The 21,977-nt window shown below is 58.6% G+C and carries 17 protein-coding genes; 11 read left to right on the top strand and 6 right to left on the bottom strand.

All coding sequences use genetic code 11. The features are described from left to right. Positions 1-296 precede the first annotated feature (296 nt). Positions 297-2,681, top strand: coding sequence for a S8 family serine peptidase (locus tag P0652_RS18385; RefSeq protein ID WP_284180355.1), 2,385 nt, complete (start codon positions 297-299; stop codon positions 2,679-2,681). Positions 2,682-2,732: 51 nt separating this feature from the next. Here P0652_RS18385 and P0652_RS18380 read toward each other — a convergent pair whose 3' ends face one another. After that, positions 2,733-3,815, bottom strand: a complete 1,083-nt coding sequence (locus P0652_RS18380) for a DUF4214 domain-containing protein (protein ID WP_284180357.1) — start codon at positions 3,813-3,815, stop codon at positions 2,733-2,735. 88 nt (positions 3,816-3,903) lie between these two features. On the opposite strand from P0652_RS18380, the gene P0652_RS18375 reads away from it, so the two are divergent. The 5 genes from P0652_RS18375 to rfbA all read left to right on the top strand — a co-directional run bounded on the left by P0652_RS18375 (position 3,904) and on the right by rfbA (position 9,347). After that, on the top strand, positions 3,904-4,359 hold the full coding sequence (locus P0652_RS18375) for a hypothetical protein (RefSeq protein ID WP_284180354.1): 456 nt from the start codon (positions 3,904-3,906) through the stop codon (positions 4,357-4,359). A 1,059-nt stretch (positions 4,360-5,418) separates the two neighbouring features. Next, positions 5,419-5,970, top strand: coding sequence for a dTDP-4-dehydrorhamnose 3,5-epimerase (gene rfbC / locus P0652_RS18370; RefSeq protein ID WP_284180353.1), 552 nt, complete (start codon positions 5,419-5,421; stop codon positions 5,968-5,970). Positions 5,971-5,996: 26 nt separating this feature from the next. After that, complete coding sequence (gene rfbB, locus P0652_RS18365; RefSeq protein ID WP_284180352.1) at positions 5,997-7,061, top strand: dTDP-glucose 4,6-dehydratase; 1,065 nt, start codon at positions 5,997-5,999, stop codon at positions 7,059-7,061. A gap of 354 nt (positions 7,062-7,415) precedes the next feature. Beyond that, the gene (rfbD, locus tag P0652_RS18360; RefSeq protein WP_284180351.1) at positions 7,416-8,309 is read left to right on the top strand and encodes a dTDP-4-dehydrorhamnose reductase; all 894 of its coding nucleotides are present in this window, start codon (positions 7,416-7,418) and stop codon (positions 8,307-8,309) included. Positions 8,310-8,450: 141 nt separating this feature from the next. Next, positions 8,451-9,347, top strand: coding sequence for a glucose-1-phosphate thymidylyltransferase RfbA (rfbA, locus tag P0652_RS18355; RefSeq protein WP_284180356.1), 897 nt, complete (start codon positions 8,451-8,453; stop codon positions 9,345-9,347). A gap of 228 nt (positions 9,348-9,575) precedes the next feature. Here the strand turns inward: rfbA and P0652_RS18350 are convergent, their stop codons facing one another. Continuing rightward, positions 9,576-10,232 (bottom strand): hypothetical protein, encoded by a 657-nt coding sequence (locus P0652_RS18350; protein WP_284180350.1) that lies wholly within the window; start codon positions 10,230-10,232, stop codon positions 9,576-9,578. Positions 10,233-10,550: 318 nt separating this feature from the next. On the opposite strand from P0652_RS18350, the gene P0652_RS18345 reads away from it, so the two are divergent. From P0652_RS18345 to P0652_RS18330, 4 genes are all read left to right on the top strand, one after another. After that, on the top strand, positions 10,551-10,793 hold the full coding sequence (locus P0652_RS18345; protein ID WP_284180349.1) for a type II toxin-antitoxin system Phd/YefM family antitoxin: 243 nt from the start codon (positions 10,551-10,553) through the stop codon (positions 10,791-10,793). Further along, positions 10,790-11,257, top strand: a complete 468-nt coding sequence (locus P0652_RS18340) for a type II toxin-antitoxin system VapC family toxin (RefSeq protein WP_284180348.1) — start codon at positions 10,790-10,792, stop codon at positions 11,255-11,257. The genes P0652_RS18345 and P0652_RS18340 overlap by 4 nt, the downstream gene beginning before the upstream one ends. Before the next feature lie 177 nt (positions 11,258-11,434). Further along, on the top strand, positions 11,435-11,689 hold the full coding sequence (locus tag P0652_RS18335) for a helix-turn-helix domain-containing protein (RefSeq protein WP_284180347.1): 255 nt from the start codon (positions 11,435-11,437) through the stop codon (positions 11,687-11,689). Continuing rightward, positions 11,686-13,002, top strand: coding sequence for a type II toxin-antitoxin system HipA family toxin (locus tag P0652_RS18330; protein ID WP_284180346.1), 1,317 nt, complete (start codon positions 11,686-11,688; stop codon positions 13,000-13,002). Before P0652_RS18335 ends, P0652_RS18330 begins: the two co-directional genes overlap by 4 nt. An 866-nt stretch (positions 13,003-13,868) precedes the next feature. Here P0652_RS18330 and P0652_RS18325 read toward each other — a convergent pair. Together P0652_RS18325 and P0652_RS18320 are read right to left on the bottom strand one after the other, a co-directional pair. Further along, entirely contained in the window at positions 13,869-14,846 is a 978-nt protein-coding gene (locus tag P0652_RS18325; protein ID WP_284180345.1) for a DUF5666 domain-containing protein, read from the bottom strand. A 229-nt stretch (positions 14,847-15,075) separates the two neighbouring features. Beyond that, positions 15,076-16,215: a DUF6502 family protein gene (locus P0652_RS18320; protein WP_284180344.1), complete on the bottom strand. Its 1,140-nt coding sequence runs from the start codon at positions 16,213-16,215 to the stop codon at positions 15,076-15,078. Between the two features lie 223 nt (positions 16,216-16,438). Here P0652_RS18320 and P0652_RS18315 point away from each other — a divergent pair, with 223 nt between their 5' ends. Next, positions 16,439-17,887: a fasciclin domain-containing protein gene (locus tag P0652_RS18315; RefSeq protein ID WP_284180343.1), complete on the top strand. Its 1,449-nt coding sequence runs from the start codon at positions 16,439-16,441 to the stop codon at positions 17,885-17,887. A gap of 299 nt (positions 17,888-18,186) precedes the next feature. Here the strand turns inward: P0652_RS18315 and P0652_RS18305 are convergent, their stop codons facing one another. Together P0652_RS18305 and P0652_RS18300 are read right to left on the bottom strand one after the other, a co-directional pair. Beyond that, positions 18,187-19,689 (bottom strand): DUF4214 domain-containing protein, encoded by a 1,503-nt coding sequence (locus P0652_RS18305; RefSeq protein WP_284180342.1) that lies wholly within the window; start codon positions 19,687-19,689, stop codon positions 18,187-18,189. Between the two features lie 441 nt (positions 19,690-20,130). Continuing rightward, on the bottom strand, positions 20,131-21,975 hold the full coding sequence (locus P0652_RS18300; RefSeq protein WP_284180341.1) for a site-specific integrase: 1,845 nt from the start codon (positions 21,973-21,975) through the stop codon (positions 20,131-20,133). Positions 21,976-21,977 lie beyond the last annotated feature (2 nt).

Here is a 21,977-nt window from a genome sequence, read left to right as displayed (position 1 = left end):
CCACAAGGCGTAAAACCCGCCGAGGCTCTAATCGCCGCTGGATGACAACTCAGTGGCAGGTCAGCCGTTAGAATGGTGCAACGCCGAAAATTCTAATAAGCACTTGGTGTAGTTAAAATCCTCCGAAAATCACCCCATGTTAAAATTAATAAAAGGCAAAGCGCGCATTGAAAATTCAATTGAAGCATGCTGGTAAATAAAAACTGCAATTGATGTTCAGAAAATCGCAACTGTAGTTTTTCTGAATTCCTATACGCTATGAATTGCATTGTCCGCCCAACAACAGGGGTGGACAAATGATCATCAACCGTATTCTTGATCTTACCGAAGACTTAAATCAATCTGGAAAGGCGCTCGAGAGGCAGAGCCTTGCGCCGAAATCCCAGCAATGGCATCTCGCCAATGAGGGTCAGAACGGGGGTAAAGCCGGGATCGATCTCAACATCGAGGCGGCCTGGGAAGATTATCGCGGGGCGGGGGCCCGTGTCCTCGTGGTCGATGAAGCGGTGGATACAAGCGTTGCAGCGCTGGTGAAAAATGGCGAAGCCATGCCGACCCTGGGGCTGAGCGCAGCTGATCGTTCGGCCATGCAAAAGACCGGATCGGGCTATCATGGCACGTCTGTCGCCGGCCTCATCGGCGGATCGGGGGAGGGCGGCGCGCTCGGCGTGGCACCGGAAGCCGAGCTGACGAGCTTGCCGATCTTCAACCGCTCGGTTGGCCAGATGACAACCCAGCTCAAGGCGATGGTCGACTATGATATCGCCAATCATTCCTGGGGCTGGAAAACCGGCTTTTATGATGGGGCCGGCACGACGGCCTGGCAGAACTTTCATGCGACGTTCGAAGAGGCGGCGGTCAACGGGCGCGAGGGGCTTGGAACGATCCTCGTTTTCGCTGCCGGCAATTCCGGCGCGCTCGGCGCGGATACCAATGCCTCGCTGATGACGAGTTCGCGCTATGCGATCGCGGTTGGCGCGGTCACGGATCTGGGCGAACGGGCGCAGTATACGACAGGCGGCGCCAGCCTCTTTATTTCGGCCCCCTCTTCGGGGGGCAAAAAGGGGATCACAACGTCCGATACATCCGGGAGCTATGGCGCGCAATCGGGCGATATCAATCCCAATTTCGGCGGGACCTCTGCAGCCGCGCCGCAGGTTTCCGGCGTCATTGCCCTGATGCTCGAAGCCAATCCGCATCTTGCCTGGCGCGATGTGCAGGATATCCTGGCGCTCTCGGCCCGCCAGCTTGATCTTGAAGGCTCCAAGACCATCAGTGCCACGACCAATGGCGCGACGCATTGGAACGGAGGCGGCCTTCGGTTTTCCAATGATGTTGGCTTTGGCCTTGTTGATGCCACAGCCGCCGTTCGGTTGGCCGAAACCTGGCTGTCGGGCAAGAGCTCGGCCAATGAACTCAGCGTCGAGGAAGCAGGGACAGGACCGACCGCGCATCAATATATCGATAATTTCCGGAGCGGCTCGCTCACCTTCACGGTCGAGAGCGGGATGTCGGTTGAAAAGATCGTCCTCGATCTGGATTTTACCCATGACCGGGCAAGCGATCTTGTGATCACGCTCGTTTCACCGGACGGGACGAAAAGCCTGCTCTTGGATGAGCCTGGCTATTCGGGAAAGCTGCCGACCTGGTCGTTTTCGAGCAATGCCTTCCGAGGTGAACTCAGTGAAGGCACCTGGACGGTTACGATCGAGGACCGGGCGCCGGGCGGGGCCGGCATGCTCCATGGCGGTTCGCTCTATCTTTATGGGGCGGAGGAAACCAGCGACACGGTCTATGTCTTTACCAATGACTTTGCCGAACTCGTCAAACTCGACGCCAGCCGGGCTGAACTTGCCGATGACGAGGGCTACGACATTCTCAATCTGGCCGCGGTTTCGAGCGATCTTGTGATCGACCTCTCGGCGCGGAGCGAAAGCCGGATCGACGGCGAAAAGCTCATCCTTTTGAAGGAGACCTGGATTGAGGCGGCTTTTGCCGGGGACGGGGATGATCATCTGACCGCCCATGACCAGGGCGGCCTTCTGGTCGGCGGCCGGGGCGATGACACGCTTCTGGGTGGTTCGGGGGATGACTACCTCGAAGGTGGGCTGGGCTCGAACAAGATCGAAGGGGGGCTTGGCAAGGATACAGCGATCTATCGGCTGGCCCGCGAGGCCGTGACCTTCGAAACGGTGGAAGAGGGATGGATCATCGCGACCGGAGAGGACGAGGATTTGGTCCGGGATGTCGAGGTCTTCGCCTTTTCGGACGGGCTTCTGACTTTTGATATCATGGATTCGGAAGCGGCCCAGATCTACCGGCTTTATGAAGCGACCTTTGGCCGGGATCCGGATGAGATGGGCCTCGTGCACTGGACCAAAGTCGCGATGACCGGCCAGTCGCTCGAGACCCTGGCGCGCGGGTTTGTCCATTCGGACGAGTTCGAGATCCGCTACGGGGCCAATGTGACCCATGCCGAATTCGTTGGCGAACTTTATGAAAACGTTCTTGGTCGGGAAGCCGGCGACGCGGAAATCGACCATTGGGTTCTTGCGTTGAACCAGGGACTTGCCCGGGAAGATGCCTTGGTGGGCTTTTCCGAAAGCCTCGAACACCGGATCCTTCGGGCGGAGGAACTCAAGAACGGGATCTGGCTTCCGGGCCAGGATTGGCTCCAATAAAAAAGGCGGGGCTCGGCCCCGCCTTTTCTCGTATCGACACCCCAATCAGGATCAGGTGATCGTCTTGTCGGTGACCTTGATCGTATCGTCGGTCTTGATGTCGGATTCGAGCGACTTCGCGAGCTGAACCACGGCCTGGGCCTTGGTGAGCACACCGGCATTGAGCGCGTTGATCCAGTTCTGCGCACCGCTATCCAGACCGCGGTCGAAGAGGTTCTGGTACATCGCCGCAATGAACTCATCATTCGAGAGCTGGTCAGCCGTCTTGCCGCCATTCTTCGCGGCAAATTCCTGCGAGGTCAGCATGGTCTCGGCAAGCTGGGAGAGATCAGCGCCGTTCTTGGCCGCCGAAGTGAAGGCCTTGGCACCGCCCTGATCCGAGGCGCGGCCGAGGATCGCTTCGAACAGGGTCGCTGCGGTCGCCTGATCTTCGCTATTGACCACGACAACAATTTTGCCGGCAACGTTAAGATATTCGGTGTTTTCAACAACGCTCGTTTCGCCCGAGCTTTTGTTGGTCACGGTGACTTTGCCGGTCGCTTCATCGAAAGCGACATCGAATTCACTCGCTTCGCCATCAAACTTGGCAGCATCAAAGCCCGAACCGCCGTCAAAGGAGCCGCCGCCGCCGTTGATGTTAAAGGTGTCGGCGCCAAGACCGCCATCAATATCGTTGTTACCGCCGCTGACCGTCACATCGAGCGGGCCGCTGGCTTCCGAGGCGTCAAGCTTGTTGTCGCCCGAGCCAAGATCGAAGGTTGCCGCGCTTCCACCCGTCGCCGTCACGGTGTCGTCACCGGCGCCAAAAACCGCAACCCCGGTCTTGGTGCTGTCGATCACGGTTGCCACGCCGCCGGTCCCGGAGAAGATCACGACCGGCACGTCCGGGACAACAACGTCACCGCTGACCGAAGGGTCGAAAGCCAGGATGGCCGTATCTTCCGGAATTGCGCCGCCGGTATATTCCGAAACCGTGGTCGGCGCCGCAGCGTTGGGATCGTCGCTCAATCCACCAAGATTGTTCAGTGTCGCCAGGATCTGCTGGGCGAGGCTCGCACCCACCGTGCTCTCGAGGTTGGACGAAAGATCACTCGTCGTAAACGAGCCCTCTGAACCGCCATATGTCAGCGCCATGACTTTCACTCCAAATTTAAGCTAGGGTTTTACTGGTTTACCACCCCGTAACCCTAATCAAATGCTAAATGGCACAGAAGGCGATGCCGTGTCCAGTAAAAAAATGATGCGGTGGAATAATTCAAGAAGAGCGAAAAACCCAATAAAAACAAAGATAAATATGGTTAACGAAGCGTTTCGGCAAAAATCGGCGCAATTTTTTTTCAAATCCCCCACTGAAGATCGACGCGTTGAAAAGCTTAATGACCGTGCGACGCTCAGGGGCGGCAGTAAAAATGAAGCTTTTGTGACACTCTGGCTGAATAACAGGCAGCGCGCGATCTTAAGCGAGGCAGCGTGCCGAATTTTTGGGCGCCATGCGATCGGCGGTCGAAACCGACCCGGCGATTGGCGACAGGTCCCGTTAGCCTTCGGCGGGCCCGCCGGACAAAAAGACCAATTCGCGCAAGGGTTTATCCTTATCCTGTTAAGGATCGAAAAATCCCCGGTGACACTCTTTCGCCGACCAATCGAAGAGGCGAGGCTGAGCTTCACCCGCTTCTGATGCCGAAAGCCCTATCATTCTTGATGGCCCGCTTTCCTCCTTCACTTGGGGGAGGAGATTCGATTTTTTTAGGAGGGCGGTCTTGCTTGGCTTTGCGTTTTTTGCAGCGAGGTTTTTGTGCGGCCCGGCCTTCATGCGGGTCCTGCCATGGGGCGTGGCCCCGTCCCTGATGCGGGGTCTTCTCCCTCATGAAGAGCCCCGTCCTTCACGAAGACCATGTCTTCGAGCTCGATCGCGATGGATTGGCGGGTTGTCGAGCCTGCTGTCCGATCCGGCGCATGATGGTCCTGAACCGAGCATGAAAAGCGGTCGGCGATGATGATCAATGGTTGGCCGCTGCCGGGCCTTGCGGGGGAAGACGGGGAAGGGAAGACGGGGAGGGGACATCGGGCCAGGGGGACATCGGGCCAAGGAGACATCGGGCCAGGGGGACATCGGGCCAAGAAGACATCGGGCCAAGAAGACGTCGGGTAAGTGGGCGTCTCGAGCAGAGGGCAGGGCCGTCAAGCATTCCCCCTACCGGAAAGCCTGGCTTTCTCTTGCCTTCTGGTTCTCCCTGTTCTGGCTCTTCCTGACGTTTTTCGCTATCGCCAAAACGCTCGAGTGAGCATCCAAGCGTTCCAGTGGTGCTTCGTTGAAGAGCCAGCGAGTTCTCGGCAGCAAAATTCTCGGTAGGGAGCTTTCGCTGGAGGCCAGTCTAGTTCGTCTCTTGGGAAAAAAAGAAGCCGGCTCACCAACGGGACGGCTGTTGGGGCGGCCGCCATCACGAACGAGGCGCGATTACGGGCTGCAACAATCGGCGAGGTTATCGGGATGACCGGTTGAGCTCATTTTGGTTTTCATCGTGCTTGCTTTTTTTTCGATCGTCACTCAGGAGAATGCGGGTGAGCCTGTGAGACGCTGGGGAATTTATCTTGCGCATTACAGCGGCATCATCGCCAGGAGCGGTTGAACGTCTTCGGCCAAGAGTAACATCTTTTTACCGTCCTGCTGGGGATCATTCTTGCGATCCTTCAACGCAGAAGAAAACTTTGATGGTTGAGTTGAGGCGAGTGCACGATGCGTTTTGAACCCCTTTCTCTTGATGGCGCCTTCCTGATCCACCCCGTTCGACATGGTGATCCCCGCGGATTTTTCTCGGAAGTCTTCCGGCATGACCTTTTTTCGGCAGCGATCCCCGGCATCACCTTTGTCCAGGATAACCACTCGCTCTCCGGCCCGCGCGGAACCTTGCGCGGGCTTCATTTTCAGAAAGCCCCCCGCGCGCAAGGGAAGCTTGTCCGCGTGACGCGCGGAGCGGTGCTTGATGTCATTGTGGATATCCGGCACGGATCCAAAACCTTTGGCCAGCATCTGGGCGTCGAACTCTCGGCAGAGAACTGGACCCAGCTTTGGGTCCCGGCCGGCTTTCTCCATGGCTTTTGTACGCTGACCGAGAATGTCGAATTTCTCTACAAAGTCACAGCGCCCTATAGTGCCGAGCATGATGCCGGCATTGCCTTTGATGATCCCGATCTCCAGATCCAGTGGCCGTTCCCGCGGGAGGCCCTGACCATTTCGGCCAAGGATGCGGCCCTGCCACGTCTTAAAGACCTGCCGCCTCTCTTTTAAGTTTGCTGTGACGGGAAGGAACACCCATGAAAAAAATCCTGGTGACGGGCGGGGCGGGCTTTATTGGCTCCGCCCTTTGTCGCTACCTTGTCCTTCGTGGGGATTGTCAGGTCCTCAATCTTGATAAACTCACCTATGCCGGCGATCTCCGGTCGCTTTCAAGCATCGACAACCACCCCCATTACGCCCATCTTCGTGCCGATATCTGTGATCGCGCTGCGCTTGACCTGGCGTTCCGGACATTTGCTCCCGATGCGGTCATGCATCTGGCCGCTGAAAGCCATGTCGATCGCTCGATTGATGGCTCGGAAGCCTTCATAAAGACCAATATCCTTGGCACATTCCAGTTGCTTGAGGCCGCGCGCGCCTATTGGGTTCAAGAAAAGAACGGAGATCGGGACGCGTTTCGCTTCCTTCATGTCTCAACTGATGAAGTCTATGGTTCGCTCGGGGCCGAGGGACTCTTTGTCGAGACCACCCCCTATGATCCAAGTTCGCCCTATTCGGCCTCGAAAGCGGCGTCCGACCATCTCGTGACCGCCTGGACGCGGACCTATGGCTTTCCGGCGCTCATCTCGAATTGTTCGAACAATTACGGCCCCTTCCATTTTCCCGAAAAGCTTATCCCGCTGATGATCCTCAATGCCCTTCACGGCAAACCTTTGCCGGTTTATGGCGATGGTCAGCAGATCCGGGACTGGCTTTATGTCGAGGATCATGCGCGCGCCCTCCATCTCATTCTCGAGCGCGGGGACATCGGCCGGACCTATAATATTGGCGGGCGCAACGAGCGGGCCAATATCGATGTCGTCAGAACGATCTGCGATTATCTCGACAAGGTCCGCCCGAGGGAGACATCCCATCGCGACTTGATCACCCATGTCAAGGATCGGCCGGGTCATGACCGGCGCTATGCGATTGATGCGACCCGGCTGGAAAGCGAATTGGGCTGGCGCGCGCTCGAGACGTTCGAGACCGGCATTATCCGGACCATCGACTGGTATCTTGCGAATGAATGGTGGTGGCGCCCCTTGCGCGAGAAGGTTTATGCCGGCGAGCGTCTCGGCCAGGTTGGTGGCGGGCGTGAATAGCGAGGGTTTCCTCCGGATCGACGGGAAGGGGATGTCGGGGGCGCCCATTGGGGTACGCCCTGTCGCTTCTCCCCGCCTGGCGCTCTCGAGCACCAAAGAAACGCGGCGCCATCGCGCCCGTGATCCATCGGAAGCCGCACGTCGTTTCAAGGGGCCCTCTTTTCAAGGGGCCCTCTTTTCAAGGGGCTTCCTTTTAAGGGGCACTTTGTCCGGTGGGTCTTTGACCAAATCCGGAATGGCCAAGTCTGAAACGATCAAGTCTGAAACGATCAAGTCTGAAACGACCAAGTCTGAACCGATCAAGTCTGAAGCGAGCCAGACAGAAATGAGCAAGATGTCATGAGGCAAGATGCCATGAGAATTGCTGTACTTGGCCAATCCGGACAGGTGGCACGGGCGCTTTCTGCGCTCCGGGATCCCAGGATTGGCGCTCTGGCAAGCTTTAGTCGACCGCGCTTTGATCTTGGCGCCGATGACCCTGACGTGACCGCGCTTGAAGCCTTTGAGCCGACGATCGTGATCAATGCCGCGGCCTACACGGCCGTTGATCGGGCCGAAACGGAACAGGACGCGGCCTATGCCCTCAATGCCACCGGCCCGGCGCGGATCGCATCCTGGGCTCAGAAGCGGGGATTGCCCTTTTTTCATCTCTCAACCGATTATGTTTTTCCCGGGGATGGGGCCCGGCCCTACCGCGAAGAGGATCCTGTGGGTCCTCTCTCGGTCTACGGGAAAAGCAAGCTTGCTGGCGAGGAAGCCATCCACCGGGTTCATCCGGGCGCCTACACCTTCCGGACGGCCTGGGTTTACGATGCTGAAGGCCAGAACTTTGTCAAAACCATGTTGCGCCTGGCGAGCCAGCGCGAGGAAGTCACCATCGTTTCCGACCAATTCGGCTCCCCAACCTATGCGCCGGACCTCGCGCTTGCGCTTCTTGAAGCCGCAGCCTTGGTCACGCGAAGCCAGGCAGGATGTTCTCCCGGGATCTATCATCTTGCCGGGCGGGGCGATACGTCCTGGGCTGGTTTTGCCGAGGCGATCTATGCCTTTGCCCGCCGCCACAACCTCAAGGGCGCGCGCGTCAGGCCGATCCTGACGGCCGATTACCCGACACCGGCGCGGCGGCCTGCCAATTCCCGTCTTGATACGGGCAAGTTCGAGGGCAGCTTTAAAACCATGCTCCCCCCCTGGTACGAAAGCCTCGGCGTCTGCATGTCCAAGATCGCCATCCGGACCAGGAACCCGTAACAACGAAGCCGTAATTGCCCGAAACAGGGCATGCAGAATCAAAGACGTGCAAGATCCGAGACGTTTCAGATTAGAGACGTGCAAGATCCGAAACGTTCAAGATCAACGACGTGCAGGATCGAAATGACGAGTGAGGCCTTCATGACAAAACGAAAAGGGATTGTGCTGGCGGGAGGGAGCGGCACACGCCTTCATCCCATGACCCTGGCCCTCTCCAAGCAATTGATCCCGGTTTATGATAAGCCGATGATCTATTACCCGATTTCGGTCCTGATGATGGCAGGCATCCGCGAGATCCTGATCATCTCGACGCCGCAGGATCTTCCCGCTTTCCAGCGGCTTCTCGGAACCGGGCAGGCCTGGGGGATGCGTTTTTCCTATGCCGAGCAACCGAGCCCCGACGGGCTCGCCCAGGCCTTTACCATTGGCAAGGACTTTCTGGCCGGTGCACCGGCCGTCCTGATCCTGGGGGATAACATTTTTTATGGCGCAGGATTGCCAGACCTTCTGAAAAAGGCCGACAGGGTCAAGCATGGTGCCACGGTTTTTGGCTATCATGTTGCCGATCCCGAACGCTACGGCGTCGTCGAATTTGATCATGATGGCCGGGCGATCTCGCTCGAGGAAAAGCCCCAGGCGCCAAAATCGCCCTGGGCGGTGACGGGGCTCTACTTCTACGACCCGTCCGTGGTGGATATCGCGGCCTCGATCCCGAAATCGGCCCGTGGCGAATATGAGATTACCGATGTCAATCGCCATTACCTCGAAAAGGGGGCGCTGAACGTCATCCGTCTTGGCCGCGGCTATGCCTGGCTCGATACCGGAACCCCGCCCTCGCTCGCCGATGCAACCAATTTTGTCCGTGCGCTGGCGGTCAGGCAGAACGTCCGGATCTGTTGCCCGGAGGAAATCGCCTTTCAGGAAGGATTTATTTCCCCCGATGCCTTTGGCGCCCTCGCCGAGGCGCTCGGGAAAAGCGATTATGGGCAATATTTGCGGGGTGTCCTCGCCCAGTATCAGCGCGAAATGCAAACCTAGGGGTCTGATTCCGACATTTGCATCCCAGCTAAGGAGATCGCGAGGCAAATGTCGGAATCAAGAAGACCAGTAACTGGGGCAGATTTTGTGGCGGTCAGTCCGTTGCGTTCTGCCGGACAAGAAGGGCGAGTTCGGGCACCACGCCTGCGCGGGGTAGGCGATCACCGAGATCGGCGGAGATCAGACGGACCACTTGGCTGTAGCGCGACAATCTGGGTGAGACGTGTCTCAGCTTGACTGTCGCGCCGCACTTGGCGGTTCGAGATCTCGACGCCGATCCCTGACAGCATCGCCGACAACCGCTCCGTCGTCACCTGCCCCTGAACATGCACGACCCAGGACGAACCGCCGATATACCCCATCTAGGTTCGGCCCGAAGCCGCCGAATACACCCGCCGGCAGGGGCGCGACCAGCGTCTCGCCACTCGGCGCGCGGCACCGGGCCTGCCAATAAAGCGTGACCCGCGGCGTAACGATGAGATCGCGTACGGTGATCGGATGGTAGCCCTGGAAGCGCGAGCCCGGAGGAACGTCCTCCAGCTTCAGCGTCACCTCGCGATCAGCGCGCTCGGCGTCACGCTTCGGCCCGCGCCTGCGCCACTTCGGTGGGCGCCCGACCTTGCCGGCCTTCTTCTTCATGCCCGAGCGGCGCGGCGGCTTCGTCGGTGGCCGTGGCGGCAGCCCCTTCAGCCGCGCGACCTCGTCCCAGAGAGAGAGAACCTCCGCCTTCAGCGCGATATTGGCCGCCCTCAACTCTTCGTTCCCAGCGCGCAGCGCCTCGTTCTCGGAACGCAGGCCCCGGACCGCGCCAATCAAATCGACGACGAGTGCGTGAAGCTCGATGACCGAAAGAGACGCTACCGAATCGGGCGTGAGGGGCGCCATAGAAGGCGTGAATCATCACGCCGAGTCGCTGGCAAATCGAAGCCGCCACAAAATTGGCTCCGCTTACTTCCTGGAGACCATTTCAGCTCCGCATCGGATCGATAGTCGGCCACTCGCCGACTCCTTTACGACCCGTTCGACATAAAAACATCCCTCATCGGCCCGCCCGACTCCCAGCGAGTCCAAGGGCTTGACGCTCCCGACTTCACCGACTGTCCACCGAACGCAAACTCTCGATGGCTATCGGGCAATTGCAATGGGAGACACGATTCTCTAAAATAACTACATGTAGTCACATTCTCCCGAGGGGCCTCGAAAATGAAAACGCTAAACCTCCGAGATGCCAAGGCGACGTTCTCCGCCGTCGTTGAAGCGGCTACCCAAGGGGAACCGACTGTCGTAACCAAGCACGGTCGCCCGGCGGCAATGATCGTTCCTATCGAGGAAGGACGGCGCATCTTCCCCGACACCAAGCCAAGCTTTGCCGATCTGCTCCTTTCCATGCCGCACGAACTTCAGATCGAGCGCGATCAAACTCCTATGCGTGAGGTTGACCTTTGAGAGGCTGGCTGCTGGACACGAACATCGTCAGCCTGCTTGCCCCAAAAGAGGACGGCGGCCCCAGGATCAGTTCAGAGCTGGCGGCTTGGATTCGCAAGAACACCGACAGCCTCTTTCTATCGGCAATTACGGTAGCCGAGATACGCGCCGGCATCAGCAAGCTTCGTCGCTCAGGTGGGCAAGGCCGCTCAGATGACCTTTCACTCTGGTTTGATCGTTTGATCTCAAACTACGGCGACTGCATCCTCCCCGTGGAGGTGCACACGGCAACCTTGGCCGGCGATCTCGCCGACCAGGCGACGGCAACGGGTCGAAATCCTGGCTTGGCCGATATATTGGTTGCTGCGACTGCCCAACGACACCACCTTTGCCTCCTCACGGCAAACACCAAGCACTTTGAGCAGTTAGCTCTGAGCATCCTGGTGGAAAATCCACTGGAGCACCTCCCAAGCTCTCGGGTCTAAGAGTCTGATTCAAAATTTCACGTGACATTCCAATGCCTTGCGATTTTGCATTTGAGCATTCGGATTGCCGATTCAGGCCGCTCGAAAAACGCTAAATCTCATAAATCAGAATTATGATCCAAATGTTATATTGCAAAAATATGATCTCACCGATATAATTAAAACGAGGAGACACGGATGCAAACCCTTGCCCGCACCCCGAAGCAGATGGGAGACGCGCTCCGCCGCGTTCGCAAACTGAAAGGCCTGAGTCAGGCTGAGCTCGGCGAAAAAACCAATCTTTGGCAAGAAACGATTTCGAAAATCGAGAGCGGATCCGATGCGACCAAAATCGCCACCCTCTGCACTTTGCTGGCAGCACTTGATTTGGACTTGCTCATCGTCCCGCGCAGCAAGGGCTGCGCCGAAGACATCGCGGATATTTTTTCATGAGCCGTCGCCGCGCAAACACGCCTCTGGACGTTTACCTCAATAACCGCCTGGTTGGTCAATTGCTGAAGGATGCAGCAGGCGCAACTTCATTCGCTTACGATCAGGGTTGGCTTGCCTTTCCGTCGGCAATCCCGGTTTCCTTGTCCCTGCCCTTGCGCGAAACACCTTTCGTCGGCGCGCCTGTGCTGGCCGTTTTTGAAAACCTCTTGCCAGACTCAGAGCCGATCCGTCGCCGCGTCGCAGAAAATCTCGGCGCGCGCGGGACAGATGCCTACAGCCTGCTCTCCGTGATTGGACGCGACTGCGTGGGTGCGCTGCAATTCCTGCCCGAAGGCCAGCAGCAAACACCAACCGGCATCATCACGGCGGAAGCGCTGACAGAAGACGAGATCGCTGCCACCATCAACAATCTGGCGCGGGCACCTCTGGGCCTCGACGCGGATGATGATTTCCGGATTTCTGTCGCGGGCGCTCAGGAAAAAACGGCGCTGCTTTTCCATAAGGGCCAGTGGAAAAAGCCGACGGGCACAACACCGACCACCCACCTTTTCAAACCACAAATCGGCCAGCTGCCACACGGCATTGACCTCTCAAACAGCGTCGAAAATGAATTCTACTGCCTGAAGCTGCTCGAACAATTCGGGCTTCAGACCAATGCCTGCACGATCGAGACATTTGGCGACAAGAAAGTGCTGGTCATCGAACGCTTCGATCGCCGCTGGACGAAAAACAATCTTCTGATCCGCTTACCGCAGGAGGACACCTGCCAGGCACTCAGCATCCCGCCCAGTGTGAAATACCAGAACCAGGGCGGCCCCAGCATCGTCGGCATCCTGAAACTCCTTCAGGCCAGCGACACACCAGAACAGGATCAGCAAGACTTTTTCAAAGCGCAGATCCTGTTCTGGCTGATGGGAGCAACCGACGGGCACGGCAAGAATGTCAGCATTTTCCTGACGCCAGGCGGAAAATTCCGCATGACGCCCTTCTATGATGTGCTGACGGCACTGCCGAGCCTGGAGGCTGGGCAGATTCATCCGAAGCAGATGAATCTGGCCATGTCGGTCGGCGACAACAAGCACTACCGGATGAAGGAGATTGTCGGCCGTCATTTCCTTCAATCCGGCATCGCGGGCGGAATGGCAAAACCCAATATCCTTGCCTGCATTGACCAGATCATCACGCAAACACCAAAGGCCTTTGATGCGCTGGAAGCCATCCTGCCAAAGGGCTTTCCTCCGGCGATCCATGATGCGGTAAAGGCGAACGCACTGAACGCTCTGAACAGTCTTCGCCTTCACGATACGGAATAGAATAAAAGGCGTGCTGACGCGCGCCCCTCTCCGGCGGGTGGATTTTCGGGCAGCTGGCGCGGAACGATCCAGTCATGGATCGGCACGACATCGCATGGAAGCGTTATGCTCCCATGATGCGTCTTGGAAGCCTCGCCATGCACCGGAATTGGCAATGGCGGGGTCTTCGGTACGGGGTCTTGGGTTCAGCCCTTCTCGTTAACGGACGTCCAGCGTTGCGTTGCTGCCTCTGGGATTATTGGCGCGTCCAGGATCATCGGCGTGTAAGGCAAAATCCCCCATGCGCTCGACGATGACGCGATCGGGTTCAATGAACGACGCGGATGTCTCAAGACCTCCGTCCGGCGCCTGATGCTTCTCCCGATCAAACGCGCAGGCGCTTGGATCGTGCAAGGCAAGATGTGACGGGGCGATACGGGAGCGTCAACTGGCGCCTCGGGTGCCATTTGGCGGTGGGGATCCTGACATCCACTGGTTCGGTCCGGCATGTCCGGGCCAGCGTCAGAGACTTCGGTTCTAAGGACATGCGCTCGTCGCCGCCCGCGCCGCGACCTGCATCGGCCGGCCGAAGGCCAAAGGCCCGGACCGCAGGCTCAAGGCCTGGGGCGCAGGCCACAAGCCAAAGCTCAAAAACCAGGGGCCATTTCTGGGCAGCGACGTGTCCGGACGGGATCGGCGAATTCTTGATCACGGGTGCGCTCTGCCGCATGGAGGTCATGCGCTTTGGGTGGGCGAATGGGGCTTCGGGTGGGTGAATGGTTCGGGCGCGCGGGCGATATCTTCGGCATGACCGGCGGCCCGCCTCCAAAAAAGAGGACGCAGCTGGACCCGCATCCTCTTGCCTTCAGCCCGATTATCCTCCGACGTTAAGGCACCCGGCGCGGGCGCGCCTGCCCTTGCCGGTAGATATCCTGCCAGGGCGCGGGCAGGGCGTCTGCGGGGAGCGCCGTGAGCGCGGTGAGGCGTTGATCCTTTTCCGGGGAAATGGCGACCCGGTTCATCATCAGGAAGCTTCCGCTGGCTGTCCCGATGAATAGGGCGCGTTGACCCGTCGTTCGGGCAACGGGCGAAGCGGGGTTCATGGGAAGCCCGAAGCCCGAGAGATGAAAGCCAGGCCCGGAAAAATCTCGGGCAAGATAGCCCTGGACAGCGAGCGGCGTCCTTGCGCGTGCAAGGCCCAAGGGAAGATCGTGCCGGATGGCGCGAGGGACGAGCCGGCCGTGGCGATAGGTGCCAACAAGGCTGGCGAACCGTCCGATGGCCGGCCTTGCCTGAAAGGCAATCGGCGTCGCGCCGATCCCGGGCCCTCGAGGCGTGGGTCTGACCTGACCGGTGAGGCTTGCGGGTGCCCGGGGCGCAAGGACGATCCGGCTCGCAACAACGACCCCATCCTGCCAGAGCCCGCTGATCCGCACCGTCACGCCGGGTCTCGCGGCAGCCGCCTGTCCCGCCTCCGTGACAATCGCGGTTCCTGCCGGCACCATCACCCGCGTGCCCATGACGGTGATTTCGCCCGGGCGTACGGATGTGATCGGGCCCGAGAGCGGGAAAAAGCGGATGATCTGCCGGGCCTGAAGGCCATTGGCCTGTCGCTCGAACCGAACAAAAACCGTCTCGCCCGGGACAAGCCGCGCGGCATGCGGCCCGGGCTCGCCCAGTCCTTCAGGATAGGTTCCGAGCCTTGCTCCTGGTGTTTGAATGGCAAGACCATTGACGATGATCGAGCCCAGGCTGTCGATGGTGCCAAAGACCATGCCCGTGCCGCCAATCCCGCCATCACGGCTATGCTGCCCCGCTTCCGCCAACCGGACCGGCGGGGTTAGCGTCTGGCTTTTCGCGGGCAAGAGCCCGCCCAGGAGGACAAAACCCACAAGGACGAGACCCAAGAACACAAGACCCGGGAAAGCAAAACGCGCGAGGACCAAACGCGCGAGGACTAAACGCGCGAGGACTAAGCGCGCGAGGACTAAACACGCGAGGACAAGCCCCGAGAGAAAAAAGCCCGAGAGGATAGGAACCGATGCCTCCCGCAAGCGCAAACGCAAGAATGGGCGGGGCTGGGGCACAGGATGATCAACAAGAGCCATGATCGGGCGCCTTCCTGGGGGGCGAACGGGGGGGTAAAGACGTCTGGCGAGAAGACGTCGGGCGGGACGAGGGAAGATCCGACGAGGTGAGATCAGAAGAAGTAAGATCCGAGGAGGTGAGATCCGGGGACGTCGAAGCCGGAAGCGGCTCGGTCCTATGGTTTTCGGTGACCTGGCTTTCGGTAACTTGGCTCCCGAATTGGGCAGGATCCCGGGCCGGCCGAGGGGGCGCGGCTGAACCCTTTTCTTCCTCGCCCTCCGTGTCTGGTTCGCCCGGGGGATCAGGGGCCAGATTGGCCATCGCTTCAGAAAAGAAGAACATGCCAAACCGGAACCGGTGCCTTGCCTGGTCGCTGGCGCGATCGAGATCCTGGAGGCTGCGCGCCTCCTTGTTGATCCGCCGGAGCAGCGCCATCCCATCCTCGCGGGTTTTGTGATCGAGCGCCGCAATCGATCCAGAACTCAGATGATCATAAAAGACCGCCCGTTCAAAAAAGAGCGGGTCTCCGTTTCGGGCAAGCACATTGGCTGTTGCTGCCTCGAGGTGATCGTGAAGATTTCTTGTCCAGAAATCATAAAGAGCGGCGCGGTCTTCCCCCGGGACATAGGCATCAGCCTTGAGGATGACGGTATCGGTGACCTCATCGAGCGCCACAAGATCCTGGGCAATCATCACCTCCAGCACAGCGGCTGGCCGAATATCGCTGCTGAGTTCCTCGACGAGCCGGGCAAAGCTCGCTTCGCCCGGCTTGCCATGGAGGCGGGGCAGCGGGCGGGGCTGACCCTTTTCGTCGAGCGTCCTCGGATCGGCGAGCCAGAGGCCGATCACGGTGCTCACAAGATGGGGCCGGGCCTCGGCATCCTTGTCGCGGGCCTGATCGCGGATGGATCGGACATCCTTGCGATGGACACCGGTCAGAACCGAGATTTGGCTATCGGACGGCGTCTTCCGGTTCTCGAGCCGGCTTTCGGCCACATCGACCAGAACCTCCTTGAGAATTGCAACGCCCGAGGCCAGCGGAAGCCCATGCGCGATCATCGCTCTGGCGATCGGCCGCAGCACTTTTCTTAACCCGCGCTCAAGCAGCGTCCGGTTGGACAGGGATGCGGCCAATCGTTCTGGCATGGACCTCGTTCGCCTCGTTCCCCGCTATAGCCCAACGCCGCGCGAAAAAAAATCATGATGTCCTCTTTACGTGGGAATTTTTCCCACAATATGAGATCAGGCTGGCGCATGCAAGGGCCAGCGCTCGAGGGTGGGGTTTCACAGCGCTTCCCGAAGGCTTTGTTGGTTTAGGTCCGGGATCGCCTCTTGGGGTAGGTCGCCGGCATGGAGAGGGAGAAAAGACATGGCAACGACGACTTTGGCCGGCCTAGTCGGGGCCTCCGGACCGGGCTTTGACGCTCATCCGGACAATTTCAATATCCTGGCTTCTGCGCTTGATGCGGCCGGTTTAACCGGAGCGCTGGCGGATCCTCAGGCAAGGCTCACGGTCTTTGCGCCAACGGATGCGGCATTCATCGCGCTGGCCAGGAGCCTTGGAGCGAAAGTCGCGGAAGGTGACGAAAAGGCAGCTTTTGATGCGATTGTTTCGGCCCTGACCGGGCTGGGCGGCGGCGATCCGATCCCGCTTCTTCGGGATATCCTGCTCTATCACGTGGCCGGGGGAGAAAAATCTTTGGGCGAGGTCAAGGCGGCCAAAGAGGTGGCAACCCTGTCGGGGCAAATCCTGACGCCCGTCGGCAACAGCCTTGTCGACAAGGATCCTGACCTCAAGGATCCGAGCTTTATTGGTGGAGCCACCGATCTTCTGGCCTCGAACGGGATCGCGCATGCGATTGACCGGGTTCTTCTGCCGGTGGATGTCCCACAAGCGACCAGCGATCCGACCATTGCGGATCTGGTGGCGGCTTCTGGCGGCAATTTTGATCGGAACAGCGCGGATTTTGATCTGCTGCTCCGGGCGCTCGACACGGCCGGTCTTGTTTCGACCTTTCAGGACAAGACAGCCGACTTTACCGTCTTTGCGCCGACAGACGCGGCCTTTATCCGTCTTGCCCAGACCCTTGGAGCCCCGGTCCGGGATGGGGATGAAGCGGGCGCCTTTTCGGCCATCGTCAACACATTGACCGCTCTGGATCCTGGAGGAAATCCCCTTCCGCTCCTGACCAAGATTCTGACCTATCATGTCGCCGAAGGGGGGCGGAGCAAGAACGAGCTCGTGGAAGGGGTGGAGGTTCGCACGCTGGCGGGCGAGACGCTGATCGCCCGGCCAAACCATCTCATCGACAAGGATCCCGAGGTCAAAAACCCGGGCTATGTTCCCGGTCTTGGCGATCTTGTGACCCAGAATGGCATTGTTCAGGCGATTGACGGTGTTCTCTTGCCGTTCGACGTCGCGGAAGCCATCCGCGCGCCGGATATCCGCTTCGACTTTGATGGCGATGCGGCCCAGTTGGTGCGCCTCTATCAGGCGGCCTTCGGACGAGCGCCAGACCAGCAGGGCTTTACCCACAACGAGGCTTTGCTGCGCGGTGACATGACCCTCAAGGATATGGCCGCGGCCTTCCTGGTGAGCAAAGAATTCGAAGCGCGCTTTGGTCGCAACACCAGCGATGAGCAATTTATCGACGCGCTCTACAACAATGTTCTGGACCGTAGCGCGGACCAGGGCGGGCTCCTCGAATGGGATGACCGGCTCGATAGCGGCGCCTGGGACCGGCCCGAGGTCCTGATCGGGTTCTCGGAAAGCCCGGAGAACCAGGCTCGAACCGCGGATCTCCTGACGTTTTTCTAAGGGAAGATCAGGATCTTTGGCCAAAAGGAGGGGGATGGGGCGGCGTTTCGGATGAAATGGCTGACCAAGCGTCGCTCACCCCCTCTCGGGCGCCTCCCTGAACCGCCCACAGTTTGCCGGAGGCCGTTTGGGTTAAGTTATGCGGCCATGGTTGGCGGGTGCAGGATGACGTAGTCGCGTTCTTCGCCTTCGGCTGGCGGGATATCGCCGATGGCGCGCATCAAGCGGCGGTGATTGAACTCGTGTACCTATTCGAGCGTGACGAACGCTCTAGCCCGAGCCAGCCGCTACTTTCTGAGTCAGACCAGCCATATCCCGTCATTGATAGCAGGCGCTACATTGTTGATGTTTTCCGGGCTCTCCGAAAAGCCGATCAGCAACGTGGTCCGCGTCCACGAGCCGTCATTCAGTCTCGCTTGCCATCCCTCTTGCCCAGCGGGATCAGCATCACGGCCAAGGACATTGCGGTAGAGCGCATTGATGTATGCCGTATCGCTGACATTGCTGCCGTATCTCTGCTGGAATTCCGCCGAAGCCAGGAAGGCAGATGACATTTGCGCCAGGCTCAGGCCGCCATCGACTAGACCAATGTTATGCTTTAGCCCTGCATTATCCGGCGTCCGGGCAAATGCCGCCTGATAGAGCCTGTATGTCTGGCCCGCGGTGCCCGATGTGTCCAAGGCGAGAGTGCCTTCTATAAACTGAAGCCGCTCTACGTTGGTTAAATCATCAACACCTCCAGAGCCGTCACTGATTAAGACACGATCATTCAGCAAAGAGACCGCGAACGAATTCCGCCCTCGGTCATAGATTGCAAAATCGAGCCCATCGCCTCCGTTGACCTGATCGAAGCTGCCATCCGCAGTCAGGATAACCCGGTCGCTCCCGCCCTGCAGGAATATGATGTCTTGGCCGAGGCCAGGCGCGACGACGTCATCAAGGCTGTTCGTAAGGATGCTGTCGCGTTTGGCCCCTCCAATAATCTCAGCGCCCATTTTCCAGTAATTCACTTGGAAAGAGTTAACTTCCTGCAAGTGGAGTACTCCAAAAATACTTTCGAAAAAACTTTGATTGTTGACGCCTAATTCATCAGATACGAATTCGCGCGCGCTCTCTTGGAAATTGCCGGTGATTGTGTCGAGCCGACTTTCATATTCGGCCCCGTCGACCCGCCCAGAAAGTCCATCTTCAAGCAGATCAAACAGATTGGAATGGAAGTTGGTCACAATGTCATGGACTTCACGAACCCTGTTGACTGTATCGACAAATTCGGTTGGCAGACTTAAGCGCTCGAGGATGTCCCGGGCCTGGTCCAAAACGACGTCTATGCCCGCATCTGCGATCTGGTCGAACAAGGCATTGGCGGTCGAGCCGGCATTGAAGTCGTCCAGCCCGGAAATGCCCGACAAGCCAGGAATATCCCACGAGCCGTCGTCATTGAGGTCGTAGAGCGGGGAGCTAAACCGGTCGCTGAATGAGTCGTAGGAGGGCTCGATCTGATCCGGATAATCGATCAGGTCTTCGGAGGGTCCGCCGCCGAAGTCGCCGTAGATGTCCGAGAGCAAGGTGCTGGATGGGTAGGTGTTAACGAGGAGCCGGATCTCGTCGAGCCCTCGGAATAGGAGAAAATAATCGCCGCTCGAAAAGAGCGAAATGACGGTCTCGACCTCGGGTGTGTAGGCGCCATATTCGATCAAGTACTGGCGGACCTCATTCCAGTCGACATTTGCCAAGCCGCTGAAGTCAAAGTTAAGAGCGATGCTCAAGTCCCCAACCGTGAGGTTTGAATAATCGGCAGCCATTGCTTCACCCGTAGCAATAATTATCGAAACGTTAATAATGAAGCATAAACTAGCCGCTCCGGCAATAGGCGTGAGAATTGGACGGTTCTATCAACTCGCCCTTCTCCAATTCTGACACCAGCATTTCCCCGGCCGAGTTGTGAAGCAGGCTCATGATCGGCGCGAAGAGGATTGATTTTGGTCGTCGACCGGACGCCTCTGCCCATCCCGCAACGAATTTGAAGAATTCCACGCCTCATGGGGCATCCGCCTGTCACACTTGCCCAAGAAGTCCCACACCAAAAGCCTCCACCGGCGAGAAGGGGAGCCGGTTTCAGCCCCCTCGAGAGGGCAAGGGTTGGCCTTCCTGCGCGCATTGCCGAAACCGACACTGGAAATCCGGGCTGTTTCGGGCCCAAGATCAGGCAGCGGGCTCTCTCCAAACTCTCGGGCGCGTCAGCCTCATGGTGCGTGTGCGAGCCCGGAGCCTGATGCGCTCATGTGCACAGGCGCAAGGAGACCGCCAAGATATTCCGGAACCTTGCGGCTTCGGTAATGCGTGAGCAGGGTGTCAAGGTACGCGTGGCCACTGAGCTGATTTGCCGTCATCGGATCGATATCGTCCGAATCTTGCAAAAAAGCGCAGCGTAGGCGCCGGTAATCATGGGGTTGCAGAGGCTCCTTGATCAGTGTGAGGCTGGTCTTCCTGATCGAGCGGTCAACCGAGGCCAGCGAGAGGGGGGCTTGATCGCGGGAGCGCCATATCGGAAAGGGCGGAGCCAGCGGGTTCTTCAAATCTGGCGCATAATCAACAAGTGACCGGACCAACCAATCCGGCAATGCAGCCGGAAAGGTGTGGCTGTTCTTCGTCATCGAGGCCGGGATAACCAGTATCGGTTTGGGCCCAGGGTGGATCCAGTCGCTGCAAAGGCCATGGACATTGGTGATGCGCAAGCCGGTACTCAGCATGACGCCCACGATGAGGAGGTCGCGCCTTTCGACTTCGAGCAGAGAATTGCGGCGATGGGGCCCGGATTGGATATTCTCCTCGATGCCCGCGAGCGCCCGCTGGACGCGCGTCAAAAGATCGAGATAATCGATATGGCTGACATCCCGTCGTTTCGGTGGCTTCGAGAGAAAATGCTCCCGACCGATCACGGAGAGATAAAGGCAGCCATGATCCCGATCCGCCGGAAAGATGCGCCTGTGGAGCATGCGAATGCGTCCGCACGTCCGGCCAATCGTCCGGGGATCGAGCATTTTGTGCTGGAGCCGCTGGACCATGGCTTCGAGCGAGGGGAGCGAAAACACCTCACAAGCTGGATCATCCGGGTTGCCGATTCCCTTCAGAATGCGGGCATTGATCAGGTGGAGCACATCCCCGTCGATTAGTTTCCGGCTACTGCGCTTGAACGACCGGGACGCACGTGACGACCGGATGGACGATTGGGCCGTGGGGGCGATCTGCTCCATCAGCGCCAGCAAGGGGCCGGTCCGCATATCCGCCCGGGTCTTCAGCCTGGGCCTTGAAGAGCGGCCCGGGCTTTTGGTCGTTGTTCCTTTTCTTTTCGGCGGCGGCGCGAGGGCCGCTTGACGCGCGCGGATGGCATCATGGAGCCACCGATGGGTCTTCACGCCGAGATAGGCGTCAAGCTCGGGGGCAATCAGGTGAAAACGCTGGAGAGAACCCGCGTCATGGACCCCACCAAGCCAGGCCAGCAGAACAGGTTCCAGCACCGGCTGGAGAAAGCGCTGCCGAAATTCAAGGGTGAGAAGGCGAGGAGAAGCGCTTGTTATGTGGCCGAGGAAACGCAAATAATCATCGCCGCGGTGGATGCCATACGTTTGTCTGATATGGTTGACGAACGCCTTTTCGTCGTCGGATAGCGCGCTCAGGGATACGGCCATGATTTTTCCCCCCCGCCCTGTGCCTGTCGTTTTCTGAACGGCGATCAGTTGCCTCAAGGCGCTCTTGTCGAATTGACCCGGCAAGGCAGCGCTCAGTGCGGACAAGAGAAGCTTCAAAAAGCCTTTGACATTCACCTTCCTGGCTTGAAGATAGGAAGCATATTCAACAAGATGTCTCTTGTTGATATATAGGCTTTCTGGATTGAGTTCACTGAATTCAGTCATCCAGTCGAAGAACGTTTTCAAGGCTCTTATATAGATTGTTGATGATCGCTCGTTGAGTTTTTGACCAAGGCTTGCCTTTTTGGGTGTCAGGAGACCTTTGACATCTGGGGAGAGATTGCGCCAGGTTGGCGCAATCTTCGAGGCTTGATGGGGGGTGCGAGAGAATTTTGTCATGG

Source organism: Rhabdaerophilum sp. SD176 (assembly GCF_030143245.1).
Taxonomy (GTDB): Bacteria; Pseudomonadota; Alphaproteobacteria; order Rhizobiales; family Beijerinckiaceae; genus Rhabdaerophilum.
This window is presented reverse-complemented; position numbering and strand designations above follow the sequence as displayed.

Excerpts from the sequence above, each read along its gene's own strand:
- rfbD (WP_284180351.1), top strand. The coding sequence starts at position 7,416 with ATGAGAATTGCTGTACTTGGCCAATCCGGACAGGTGGCACGGGCGCTT.
- P0652_RS18385 (WP_284180355.1), top strand. The coding sequence starts at position 297 with ATGATCATCAACCGTATTCTTGATCTTACCGAAGACTTAAATCAATCT.
- P0652_RS18320 (WP_284180344.1), bottom strand. The coding sequence starts at position 16,215 with ATGCCAGAACGATTGGCCGCATCCCTGTCCAACCGGACGCTGCTTGAG.
- rfbB (WP_284180352.1), top strand. The coding sequence starts at position 5,997 with ATGAAAAAAATCCTGGTGACGGGCGGGGCGGGCTTTATTGGCTCCGCC.
- P0652_RS18350 (WP_284180350.1), bottom strand. The coding sequence starts at position 10,232 with ATGGCGCCCCTCACGCCCGATTCGGTAGCGTCTCTTTCGGTCATCGAG.
- P0652_RS18380 (WP_284180357.1), bottom strand. The coding sequence starts at position 3,815 with ATGGCGCTGACATATGGCGGTTCAGAGGGCTCGTTTACGACGAGTGAT.
- rfbA (WP_284180356.1), top strand. The coding sequence starts at position 8,451 with ATGACAAAACGAAAAGGGATTGTGCTGGCGGGAGGGAGCGGCACACGC.
- P0652_RS18315 (WP_284180343.1), top strand. The coding sequence starts at position 16,439 with ATGGCAACGACGACTTTGGCCGGCCTAGTCGGGGCCTCCGGACCGGGC.
- P0652_RS18330 (WP_284180346.1), top strand. The coding sequence starts at position 11,686 with ATGAGCCGTCGCCGCGCAAACACGCCTCTGGACGTTTACCTCAATAAC.
- rfbC (WP_284180353.1), top strand. The coding sequence starts at position 5,419 with ATGCGTTTTGAACCCCTTTCTCTTGATGGCGCCTTCCTGATCCACCCC.
- P0652_RS18345 (WP_284180349.1), top strand. The coding sequence starts at position 10,551 with ATGAAAACGCTAAACCTCCGAGATGCCAAGGCGACGTTCTCCGCCGTC.
- P0652_RS18305 (WP_284180342.1), bottom strand. The coding sequence starts at position 19,689 with ATGGCTGCCGATTATTCAAACCTCACGGTTGGGGACTTGAGCATCGCT.
- P0652_RS18300 (WP_284180341.1), bottom strand. The coding sequence starts at position 21,975 with ATGACAAAATTCTCTCGCACCCCCCATCAAGCCTCGAAGATTGCGCCA.
- P0652_RS18335 (WP_284180347.1), top strand. The coding sequence starts at position 11,435 with ATGCAAACCCTTGCCCGCACCCCGAAGCAGATGGGAGACGCGCTCCGC.